Source organism: Streptomyces sp. AcH 505 (assembly GCF_000818175.1).
Taxonomy (GTDB): Bacteria; Actinomycetota; Actinomycetes; order Streptomycetales; family Streptomycetaceae; genus Streptomyces.
The window spans coordinates 2528196-2540456 of the sequence record NZ_JTIY01000001.1; the positions used below are offsets into that span (position 1 = coordinate 2528196).

At 71.1% G+C, this 12261-nt stretch carries 4 protein-coding genes; all 4 read left to right on the forward strand.

The annotated features are described in order from the left end of the window. Positions 1 to 2197: ABC transporter permease (locus HY68_RS11625; RefSeq protein ID WP_041987726.1), on the forward strand; the 2197-nt coding region annotated here is incomplete at its 5' end. Positions 2198 to 2317: 120 nt separating this feature from the next. Next, the gene (locus HY68_RS11630; protein WP_041987729.1) at positions 2318 to 3733 is read left to right on the forward strand and encodes an MFS transporter; all 1416 of its coding nucleotides are present in this window, start codon (positions 2318 to 2320) and stop codon (positions 3731 to 3733) included. Next, a complete protein-coding gene (locus HY68_RS11635; protein ID WP_041987732.1) occupies positions 3712 to 4944 on the forward strand; it encodes an FAD-dependent monooxygenase in 1233 nt (410 codons plus the stop codon). The genes HY68_RS11630 and HY68_RS11635 overlap by 22 nt, the downstream gene beginning before the upstream one ends. A 263-nt stretch (positions 4945 to 5207) precedes the next feature. Continuing rightward, a complete protein-coding gene (locus HY68_RS11640) occupies positions 5208 to 12242 on the forward strand; it encodes a glycoside hydrolase domain-containing protein (RefSeq protein WP_041987735.1) in 7035 nt (2344 codons plus the stop codon). Positions 12243 to 12261 lie beyond the last annotated feature (19 nt).

Sequence of the window (12261 nt, forward strand, 5' to 3'; positions counted from 1 at the left end):
CTTCACCTTCCCGGTACGGACCGGGGACACCACGCACAGCGACAGCTCCCTCACCGCGCACGGCTGGGGCTCCCACGCCTTCACCGGTACCGCGCTGACCACCGGCTCCGCGCCCCGCGAAGGCGAGGTCGTACTCAACGCCCCCGCCGCCAGCGCGGCGAAGGCCACCGTCGGCGGCACCGTCGCCCTGCAGACCGCCGCCGGGCAGCGGGACTTCCGCGTCGCGGGTATCGCCGAGGCAGGACCCGCGGACACGGCCCGCAACACCGCACCCGACAGCGGCGCCGCCCTCGCCTGGTTCGCCGACACCGAGGCCCCCGCGCTCGCCGGCCATCCCGGCACGGCGGACGCCATCGCCGTGCTGGCCAAGGACGGCACCACCCCCGCCGCCCTCGCCGACTCGGTGAAGAAGGCCCTGGCCGGTTCCGCCGCCGAGGTGCACACCGGCGACGACCGAGGCGCCATCGAGGACCCGGGGCTCGGCTACGCCAAGGTGACGCTCTTCGGCATCGGCGGCTCCTTCGGCGGTATCGCCGCCGTCGTCGCGATCTTCACCGCGGCCGGAACCGTGGCCCTGTCCGTCTCCCAACGGGCCCGGGAATTCGCGCTGTTGCGCGCCGTCGGAGCGACCCCCCGGCAGATCCGCCGCGCGGTCGCCTCCGAAGCGCTGCTCGTCGCGCCGCTCGCCGGGATCATCGGCTCCCTGCCCGGCATCGGGCTCGCGCACTGGTGGTTCGGGCAGTTGCAGGACCGCGGCGCCGTCCCGGAGGCCGTGCGGGTGCACGTGTCCGGGCTCCCGCTCCTCGCCGCCGTCGCCGTCGGGCTGCTCACCGCGCTCGGCGCCGGCTGGATGGCCGGCCGCAGGCCCGCGAAGATCAAGCCGGGCCAGGCGCTCGCCGAGGCGTCGGTGGAGCGGCTGCGGCCAGGCGTGATCCGTACGGCACTGGGCATCGCCGCCCTCGTCGGCGGCGCGATCCTCACCGGCGTCTCCGCCCATTCGGCGGGGGACGACGCGGCAGGCGCCGCGCTCGGTGTCGTCATGCTCTTCATGCTCGCCGTCGCGCTGCTGGGCCCCCTGGTGGCACGGCTGTGCGCGGGTCTCTTCGGCCTCCCGCTGCGCGGCGCCGGCCCGGCGGGACAGCTCGCCGCCGCCAACTCCCGTACCAACGCCCGTCGTCTCGCGTCCGCGATCACACCGATCGTGCTCGCCATGGCCTTCGCCTCGACGCTCGTCTTCATGCACACGAGCGAGAACCACGTCGCGGACAAGCAGTTGCGCGCGGGCATCACCGCGGACCACGTGGTGACGGGCCCGGCCGGGCTCCCGGTGGACGCGGCTGAGCGCGCCGCCCGTACGCCGGGCGTGGACGCGGCCGTAGGCCTGCTGAACACGCAGGTGCTGGTGCCGGTCGGCTCCGGCGAGTTCAAGTCGCTGCTGGGCGCCGGGACGCAGGGTGTCACCGGCTCCGGTGCCGAACTGGCCAAGGTGCAGGACCTGGACGTACGCGAAGGCAGCCTCGGCCGGCTCGGCGCGGACCGTATCGCCGTCGACTGGACCCTGGCGAACTCGGCCGACGTCGGCGTGGGGGACAAGCTCCCGCTCTACCTGCCCGACGGCACCAAGGCCGCCCCGGAGATCGTCGCGGTCTACGGCCGAGGCCTCGGCCTGGCCACGGTGACCATGGACCGGGCGGCCCTGGCCGGACACGTCACCTCGGGCTTCGACAGCACTCTGCTGGTCAGCGGCGGCTCGGAGAAGTCACTGACCGCCCTGGGCGAGGTCACCGACGCGTCCGGTTACGCGACCCAGCAGAGTCTCGACGCGAAGCTCGGCGCCTGGACCAACAACATGATGGCCGCGGTCCTCGGCGGCTTCGCCGCCATCGCCGCCGTCAACACCCTGGTGATGACGGTCCTCGACCGCCGCCGCGAGCTGGGCACCCTGCGCCTCGTCGGCTCCACCCGGCGCCAGGTGCTTCAAATGCTGCGCTGGGAGGGCCTGTTGGTCGCCGTGGTCGGCGTCGTCCTCGGCTCGGCGATCGCCGCGGCCACGCTGATCCCGATGATGCGCGGTACGACCGGTGAACTGCCCTACGTCCCACCGCTGTTGTACGGATCCCTCGTGGCCGCGGCCGGCGGTCTGACGCTGGCGGCACTCACCCTGCCCGCCCGAGCGGCACTGCGCCGCTGGTCATGACGCACGCCGGACAACGCACGCCGGGCAACGCACGCCGGACAACGCACGCCGGGCAACGCACGCCGGGCAACGCACGCCGGTACAACACGCGCCGGGCAACACACCGACGAAAGGACGTCCATGACCACAACGCTCGCTCCCCCGGCCCGTATCGGAAAGGCCGCCGTCTGGTCGCTCGGCCTGCTGGCAGCCGCCACCGGCACCCTGGAGTCGGTGGTGACACCGACCCTCCCCCTCCTGCAACGCGAGTTATCGATGAGCCCCGCCCAAGGGGCGCTCATCAGCATCGCGATGCTCATCACCGGCGCGCTCGTCGCGCCCGTCGCGGGCAGCCTCGGTGACCGCTACGGCGGGAAGCTGGTCATGCTCCGGCTGATGACGGTGGTCAGCGTCGGCGGTCTGGTGTCCGCGCTGGCACCGAACCTGCCGGTGCTGCTGCTCGGTCAGGTACTGCAAGGCGCGATGGTCGGCGCGATGCCGCTCTCGTTCATCCTGGTGCGCAAGCACCTCCCGGCGGGCGAGTCCGCGGTGGCCATCGGCGTGGTCAGCGGGCTGTTCGTGGGCGGCGGCATGCTGGGCACGCTGATCGCCGGGCCCGTCGCCGAAGGTCTTTCCCGGCACTGGATGTTCGCGATACCGACGGGCGCGATCGTCGTGGCGACCCTGTTCGTCCGCACGCTGATGCCGGACGATCCGCCGGCCAGGTCGGACGGCGCCGGGATCGACTGGCCCGGACTGGTTCTGCTGAGCGGGATGCTGGTCACGCTCATGCTCACCCTCGCGCTGGCCCCCGAGATCGGCTCGCAGCCGCTCGTGCTCGGCGCCCTCGTCGTGGTGCTGACCGCCTTCGTCGTCGGATGGACGGCCGTCGAGCGGCGTGCGGCGTCGCCGATGGTCGATCTGCGCCTGCTCGCGCAGCCGGCGATCTGGAGCTCGTACGTGATCACGTTCGCCGTGTGCGTGGGCACCTCGGTGTCGATGTATCTCGTGCCGCAGCTCTTCGCGGTCTCCGCCGACACGTACGGCTTCGGCGCCGGCGCCACCGACATCGGGCGGTATCTGCTGCCCGGCGCCGTCATGGCCGCGATCAGCGGGCCGCTCGGCGGGGCAGCCGCGCGCCGCTTCGGCACGCGCGCCGTGGTCACCGCCGGCATCGGCGTCATGACGGCCACCCTGGTCTTCCTGGCGTTCCTGCACAGCGAGGTCTGGCACCTCATGGTCGGCAAGGCGCTGGTCGCCCTGGCCAGTGGTGTGTGCGTGACGGCGATGGTCGTCAGGACCGCCACCTCCGTGGACCACGGCAACACCGGCACCGCCACCAGTCTGGTCCTGGTGACGCGCGTGATCGGTTTCGCCACGGGCGCCCAGGTCAGCGGCGCCTTCCTCACCGCCGGGACCCCCTCAGGGTCGGACGCCCCGGCCGAATCCGCCTTCGTCACCGGCTTCCTCATCGCCGGCGTCGTCACGGCGCTGTCCCTGCTGGTCGTCCGAACCCTGCGTAAAGGAGCCAAGGAATGCCCCACACCGAGCAGTTGACGCATGCCCGCACCACCCAGAGGCGCACGGTCCTGATATCCGGGGCCAGCATCGCGGGCCCCGCGCTCGCGTACTGGCTGAACCGGTACGGATACGCCGTCACCGTTGTCGAGAAGGCGGCCGCACCGCGCAGCGGTGGCTACCCGATCGACGTGCGCGGCAGCGCACTTGAGGTCGTCCGCAGGATGGGGATCCTGCCCCGGCTCCGCGAGGCGCACATCGATCTGCGCCGGATCACCTTCCTCGAAGGCGACGGCGACACCGTGGCCTCGATCCATCCGCACACCGTCACCGGCGGTGTCACGGGACGGGACCTGGAGGTGCGGCGCGGGGACCTGACCGAGGCGCTGTACGCGGCGGTCCGTGACGACGTGGAGTTCCTGTTCGACGATTCCGTCGACACGCTCGACCAGACCGGCCACGGGGTCGACGTCACCTTCCGTGGCGGCGGCAGCCGTACGTTCGACATGGTGTTCGGCGCTGAGGGTACGCACTCACGCACCCGGGAGACGCTGTTCGGCCCCGAGGAGCGGTTCCACCGCTACCTCGGCTACTGCTTCGCCGTGTTCACCGTGCCCAACACCTTCGGCCTCTCCCACGAGACCGTGCTGTGGAACGCCCCGGGCAGGGCGGCGGCGCTCTACGCCGTGGGGGACGACGACGAGGTGCACGCCTTCCTGAACTTCGCCCGGCCGCGACCGCCGTTCGACGCCTTCCGGAACCTGGCAGCCCAACGGGACCTGGTCGCGACGGTGTTCGCCGACGCGGGGTGGGAAGTCCCGGGCATGGTCGCCGCCATGCGTGAGGCGGACGACGTGTTCTTCGACGCGGTCAGCCAGATCCGTATGCCCCACTGGTCCCAGGGCAGGGTCGCGCTGCTGGGCGACGCCGCTTACGCACCTTCCTTCCTCACCGGCCAGGGCACCAGCCTCGCCCTCGTCGGCGCGTACATGCTCGCCGCATCCCTGGCCGGCCAGGACCACACCACCGGCTTCGCCGCGTACGAGAACGCCACCCGCGCTTTCGTGACCGCGAACCAGGACCTGGTCAAAACGGGCGACGCCGCACTCTTCCCCAGCACGGCCCAGGCCCTGGAGCAGCGCAACAAACGACTGCGCACCCTGAGCGCCATGCCCGCCCCGAAAGGAATCCCGGCCCACTCGGCCCTGACCCTCCCGGCCCTCACCCTCCCCGGTCCCACCCTCACGTAAGCGGGGCAACGCCGTGTGCGCGGTTGGTGACTTCTCGGGGCGTTCACGGTGTTCGCGGCGTTCCGGACACATCTTCCGTCCGAATTCTGTTTGCCCGTCGTATTCCTTTTCCCTGTCTGATGGCGCACGGTCGTGAACGCCACGGGTGCGATCCCGTGCGTCCACTTCCGCCTTTGCTCCGCACGCTCCGGTGTTTAGTCTGACAACGTTGTCTTCCTTGCGGGGCGGACTGTGCGGACGCCATACGACACTGGAGAGGTTACGTGCCCATCAGATCTCGAACTCCCTTGCCCCGCGCGGTTGTTCCGCGCGCCAACCGAAGACGGCACCGGCAACTGCGCGCCACCGTCGCCGTGCTGCTCAGCGGCGCGCTCGGCGTCGGCGCGCTCGCCGGCGCCGGCGCGGCCGCCGCCGTGCCCGGCGCGGCCACGGCCACATCCGCGACCACGAGCAAGTCCCCCGGCACCACCGGCGGTACGGACTACACGAAGCTCGTCGACCCGTTCGTCTCGACCGCGGGCGACGACGGCAACGACCTGCCGGGCGCCCAGGCGCCGCACAGCCTGGCCAAGGTCAACCCGATGACCACGCCGAACCGCAACCACTCCGGGTACGACTACAACGAGGACCACATCGCCGGGTTCACCGCGACGAACCTCGACGGCGTCGGCGGCTCGGGCGGCGGCGGCGACCTGCTCGTCGTCCCCACGTCCGTGAAGTACGACGGCCGGCCCGCCTCCGGGACGTACGCCCACCCGTTCAGCCACGACGACGAGACCGCGACGCCCGGGTACTACCAGGTGGGCCTCGGGGCCCTCTCCGGAACCGGCTCGGCGGTGAAGCAGGACTCCGGCACCGTCAAGGCCGAGATGACCGCGACGACGCGTACGGCGCTCCAGCGGTACAGCTTCCCCGCAGGGTCGGACCCCGAGCTCGTCCTCGACCTCGCGAACAACTACACCAGCCGCACCCGCTCGACGCTCAAGGCGACGACGCTCCCCGACGGGACCACCTCGATCACCGGGCTCGTCGCGGGATCGTTCAACGGCGCCTCCTACCAGATGTACTACAACGCCACCACGAACGCCCCCGTGACCTCCCTCAAGAGCTGGGGCAGCGACGGCAAGCTGAGCGAGGCGACCACGCAGGACGGGTCCGACACCGGCGCCGTCCTCGGGTTCGACAAGTCCGCGGGGAACGACATCGAACTGCGCGTCACTTTGTCGCCGATCAGCGCGGAACAGGCCGTGACCGACCAGCGCAACGAGGTGGGCGGCCTCACCTTCGACCAGGCGCGCGCCCGGACGAAGGCGGACTGGAACAGCGCGCTGGGCGCCGTAGCCGTGCGCGCCTCGGCGAAGTCCGACCCCGGGTCGACGCTGACCAAGGAGTTCTACACCCACCTGTACCGCATGTACGCGCTGCCGGTGAACGCCACCAGCACCAGCGGTACGTACCGCGGCGCCGACGGAGCGGTGCACAAGGCGAACGGCTTCACGTACTACGACGGCTGGTCCACCTGGGACGACTTCCGCAAGTACTCCGTCGAGGCGTACATCGACCCGGCCACCTACCGGGACATGATCCAGTCGCTCGTCGTGCTGTTCGCCGACGCGCGCGCCTCGGGCAAGAGCCTCGGCAGCCTCACCCACTCGGTCCCGACCGTGCGGTGGGAGCGTTCGGCCGTGCTCGTCGCCGACGCGCTGTCGAAGGGGTACAAGAACTTCGACCGGCTCGACGAGGCGTACCCGGCGCTGCTGGCGTACAGCGGGTACTACACGGGCGCGCAGCTGCGCCAGGGCTACGTCAGCGGCGATCCCGGTACGACGGTCCAGCGCGGCTACGACCAGTGGGCGCTGGCCGTCGTCGCCGACGCGCTCGGCAAGAAGGCGGACGCGAAGAAGCTGCGCGACCAGTCGACCATGGCGATCGACAACCTCGTGAAGTCCGGCGCCTGGACGGCGGCCGACGGCACGAAGGTCGGTCTGCTCACCCCGCGCGCCACGGGCGGTGACTGGCAGAGCGCGGACTACGAGAAGTTCGAGGCGGCCGGCCTCTACCAGGGCACGCTGTGGCAGTACCACTGGTACGACGCGTACGACATGGGCGGCCTCATCGAGGCCATGGGCGGCCCGAAGGCGGGGAAGGCCGCCGTCAAGCACATGTTCGGCGAGGACTCGGCCGTCGACGACGGCTCGACCATGCTGCACTCCAACGCGAACGAGATCGACCTCCAGGCCCCGTACCTCTTCAACTACGTCGGCGAGCCGAGCCTGACGCAGAAGTGGGTGCGCGCCATCTACACCGGCACGACCTGGAACCGCTACATCGCGACGGGCTCCACGAACGAAGCCCCCAGCTCGGGCGGCGAGTTCACCCCGCCGGTCAAGACCCAGGTCTACAAGCTCGCCCCGAACGGCTTCCTGCCGACCATGGACAACGACGCCGGCACCATGTCGACCATGTTCGTCGGTGCCGCCCTGGGCCTGTTCCCGGTGACCGCCGGTTCCAGCCAGTTCCAGATCGGCAGCCCGTTCTTCGACTCCACCACGATCACCTACGCCAACGGCAGCCAGTTCACGGTGAAGGCCGACGGCGTATCGCCGAGCAACTACTACGTGCAGAGCGCGACCCTCAACGGCAAGCGGTTCGACAACACGTGGCTCGACTACTCACAGATCATCGGCGGCGGCACCCTGGACTTCACCATGGGGTCCAAGCCCTCGCAGTGGGGCGCCCGCACGGAGCCCGCGTACTCGCTGAACACCGACGCGGGCAACACGGGTGGCGGCGACGGGGGAGCGGGCAAGGGCGACACGGTCGTCTCCGCCCGCCCGGGCACCGTCGACACCGCGGCGGACGGCAGGCTCGACGACAGCGTGAAGCTGACGCTGAACGGCCCCGCGACGTTCGCCGCCCGCAAGGGCACCAGCCTGACCAAGTCAGGGGCGGCGACCGTCACCGGCCTGCCGGGCGGTGTCAAGGCCGACCTCCGCGTCGGCGATTCGCGTACGGCGACGCTGTCCCTCACCGGTACGGCGACGGTGGACGCGCGCTTCGGCATCACCTTCCGCGACGCCGCGTTCGCCCACGGCACGCGGGCCTCGACGGTGCGCGGCACGGGGATATCCCCGACCGACCCGCTCCTGATCTCCGCAGCCGCCGTGCACCGCAAGGCTCTTGGCGCACTCGTCGACCAGGCGTCCCTGGTGCGCGGCGACAACTACTCCGACGGGTCCTGGACGTTGTTCAGGTCGGCCCTCGAACGCGCGCGGACCGTCCTCGCCGACACCACGTCCGCCACGGGCACGATCATGGCCGCCGACGACGGGCTGCGCTCCGCCATCGAGGGGCTCACCCTCGACGAGGGCGGCTACGCCGTCCTGCAGGCCGAGGACCCCTCGCAGATGGAGGGTCCCAGCCTGGTGAAGGAGGCGTACTACTCGGACGGCGACCTCGGCGGCGTCACCGAAGGTGCGTGGGAGCGGTACAACAAGCTGGACTTCGGCGGGGTCGCCCCGCGAAGCGTCTCGGTCCGCTACGCCAACTCCGTGGCGACGAACGCCCAGCCGAGCAGCGTCGACATCCACGCCGGCGCCGCCGACGGTCCCGTCGTCGCCACCGTCAAGCTCCCCGGAACCGGCGGCTGGCAGTACTACAACACCGTCCAGGCGACCGTCACCGACCCGGACGCCCTGTTGGCGGCGAAGAGCGCGACGTTCGTGTTCCACGGCCCGTCGGGGCAGCAGTGGGTGGCGAACTTCGACCGGTACCAGTTCTCGCCGTACGAGGTCTCCACGTCACCCACGACCACGCTCGCCACGCTGACCGCGGTGAACTCCACCACGACCGGCGGCGGTTCGCTCCCGCTCTCCCTCTCGAACGGCATCTTCGAGAACGTGACGAACGGCGCGTGGGCGCAGTGGAAGGACACGGACCTCGGCGACGGCGCCGACACCGTGACCGTCAGCTATGACAAGCCACAGTCGCGTGCGGCCTCGGACTCGCACATCGAGCTGCACCTCGGCTCGAAGGACGGCCCGAAGACCGTCGACATCCCGCTCGATTACACGGCTTCGGGCTGGGGCACCGTCGGCACGACGAGTGTGCGGCTCGACCCGGCCGTCTTCACCGGCGTCCAGGACGTGTACGCGGTCTTCGTCTCCAGCACGCAGACAGACGCCCAGCCCTACGTGGCCAACGTCTACTCGCTGACCCTGACGCAGGACGCCGCCGCCCCCGTGGGCTTCGACGCCACCGCGTTCCGCTCCAACAGCGGCGGCGGGCTCAAGAGCGAGCCGGTCAGCTGGACGGGGTCGGGTTCCACCACCGACCTCGGTGGTACGTACGACGGAGCCTGGCTCGACTACGGGGACATCGACTTCGGCAGCTCGGCCAAGAGCACCGTCACGATCACCTACGCCAACAACTCCGCGCGCTGCGGCACCGGTTCGGCCGTCCAGCTCTACCTGGACGCCTTCGACCCGGCCGCCCCCGGCACCCCGTACGCGACCGTACCGCTCCCGGTCACGGGCAGCGCGTGGTCGTCAGGAGGGACGACGAGCCTGACCCTGCCCACGGCGATCACCGGCAAGCACGCCGTCCACCTGCGGCTGACGACGAACCCGGACGCCGCCCACCCGTACGTCGCGAATCTGGGCCGTATCACCTTCGACCACGTCGAGACGCCCGCCGTCACGGACAAGTCCGCGCTGCGGAAGGCGATCGACCAGTACGAGGGAGTCTCCGGCGACGCTGAGCGCTACGACACGGTCGACTTCGGTGTGTACCTGCGCGAACTCGCCTCGGCACGCGCCCTCTTCGGCGCCGACGACGCGACGCAGCTCGAAGTCGACACCCAGACGCGCCGGCTCACCCTGGCCGCGACGCAGTTGGTCCCGCTGCCGAGGCTGCGGCTTGAGGACCTGGTCACGACCGCCTCGGCCCTCGTCAACGACCGCTACACGGACGCGTCGTGGAAGGCGTTCAGCAAGGCACTGGGGGAGGCGAAGACCACGGTCGCGGACGACGCGGCTACGGACAAGACCCTCACCGCCCGGTACACCGCCCTCGACCACGCGATGTCCGCACTGAAGTCGAAGCCCACGTCGGTGCCGGCCGCGCCCGACGCGGTGTCGGCGACATCGTCCGGCTCCAGTGTGACGGTCGCCTGGTCGGCGCCTGCCGACACCGGCGGCTCGGCCCTCACCGGATACCGGATCAGCCTCAGCGACGGCCACCAGGTCGAGATCCACGACCCGAACAGCCGCAGCACGACGTTCACTTCGCTGCGCGCGGGCCGGTCCTACACGGCACGCGTCCAGGCGGTGAACAAGGTCGGCGCCTCGCGCCCGAGCGCCGCTACGGCGCCCGTGGTGACCGGCGGCGCCAAGCCGCAGAAGCCGAAGGTGCAGGGCGTGCTCACCGACGGCAAGCAGGTCCGCGTGACCTGGGGGCCGGCGGGCGACGGCGGATTCCCGATCGTCGGCTACACGGTGGCCCTCGGCGACGGGACCACCGCGCATGTGCCGGCCACGGCCGACACGGCGCTGCTGACGACCACGGGCAAGGCCAAGGCGCAGACGGCCACGGTGACCGCGGTGACATTGGCGGGAACGTCGGACGACGCCGCGGCTTCGGCCCCGGCCTCGGCGGCTGCTTCCGGGTCCGGGTCCGGGTCCGCGTCCTCCTCCGACCCGACGTACGAACCGTCGCCCTTCCCGGACGACACGCTGAACGCGACCTACGCGTCGGACACCTGGCCGGGAGCCGGCGACGGCACCGACTACTTCAACAGCCTGCTCAACGGTTTCGACGACCTCGGCACCGGCACCCTCGGCGCCAACACCAAGGTGCCCAACGGCACCGAACTGAGCGCGGAGAACGACCAGATCGCGGTCCGCATCAACAACGCGGCGACACAGAAGGAGGTGGACAGGGCCGAGGTCGACGCGACCAACAGCGCCACCGTCACGATGGCCGACGGCCTCGGCTCCCGGCTGGGCAAGATCTACCAGGACGCCCTGAGCGGCGGCCAACTGCCCAAGACCAACGCCCTGTTCGGCCGCGTCACGAAGAACCTCGACAAGGTCGACGCGGCGAAGGACCACTACGGCTACCAGCGCCCGTACGTACGGCTCGGGTTCGTCGGTGACGGCGGCGACATCTACGAGTCGCAGGACGGCTCGTACAGCAGCCTCGCCACCAGCGGCTCCTACCCGAGCGGCCACACCTACGGCGGCTACGAGGCCGGAACCGTCCTCGCCACGCTCCTGCCGGAGCTGGCGCCGTCGATCCTCGCGCGCACGTCGGAGTACGGGGACAACCGCATCGTCCTCGGCTTCCACTACCCGCTCGACGTCATGGGCGGCCGTATCGCGGGACAGGCCACCGTCGCGCACCGGTGGGCCGACCCCGAGTTCGCGGAGCTGCTGACCCAGGCCCACACCGAGATGGAGAACGTGCTGCTCGCGCAGTGCGCGAAGGAGGGGTACGGCGACACGCTCGCGGCCTGCGCGGGCGACTCGTACGGCGGCCTGAACGGGACGCAGCAGGTCGACCTGTACACGCGGCGCCTGACCTACGGCTTCTCCCAGGTGGGGAAGTCGGGGCAGGCCGTCAAGGCGCCGTCCGACGCGGCGGCCCTGCTGATCACCGCGTTCCCGGACCTCACCACCGAGCAGCGCACCCAGATCCTGGAGCAGACGGCGACGGACTCCGGATACCCGCTCGACCTCACGGCGGACGGCGGGGCGAGCTGGGAGCGGATCAACCTGGCGGCGGCGATGGCGGCGCATGTGGTCGTCAACGCCGACGGGTCGGTCACGGTGAGGAACTTCCCGGACGCCACGGCGGCGAGTGTCGCCGACGCGAAGGCGATCACGGTCGGGGGCGCGGCGATCGACGGCTTCGACCCGAACGTGTCGACGTACGTGGTCGACTGGCCGAAGAACGCGCGGATCCCGGCCGTCTCGGCCGCCCCGGCCCAGTCCGGCGCACGGGTGAAGGTCACCGACGGCAGTTCGGTGCTCTCGTCGAGCGCGTCCCGCCTCACCACCCGCACGATCAAGGTGACCTCGGCCAACGGCTCGGTCACGCGGACCTACACGATCGGATTCCAGCTGACGGACCGCGACAACCACGGTCACGGTCACGCGGCCATTGCGGGACCGGGCCTGCCTGGCCTGTCTGTCCCGTCCGGCCCGTCCGGCCCGTCCGGCGCGGGCGGCGGCGCCGGACCCGGCTCGCCGGTTCCGACGCCGCCGTGGCTGGAGCCGAGGAGGCCCCTGATCCACTGACCACGACGTAATATCGAAA

Excerpts from the sequence above, each read along its gene's own strand:
- HY68_RS11630 (WP_041987729.1), top strand. The coding sequence starts at position 2,318 with ATGACCACAACGCTCGCTCCCCCGGCCCGTATCGGAAAGGCCGCCGTC.
- HY68_RS11635 (WP_041987732.1), top strand. The coding sequence starts at position 3,712 with ATGCCCCACACCGAGCAGTTGACGCATGCCCGCACCACCCAGAGGCGC.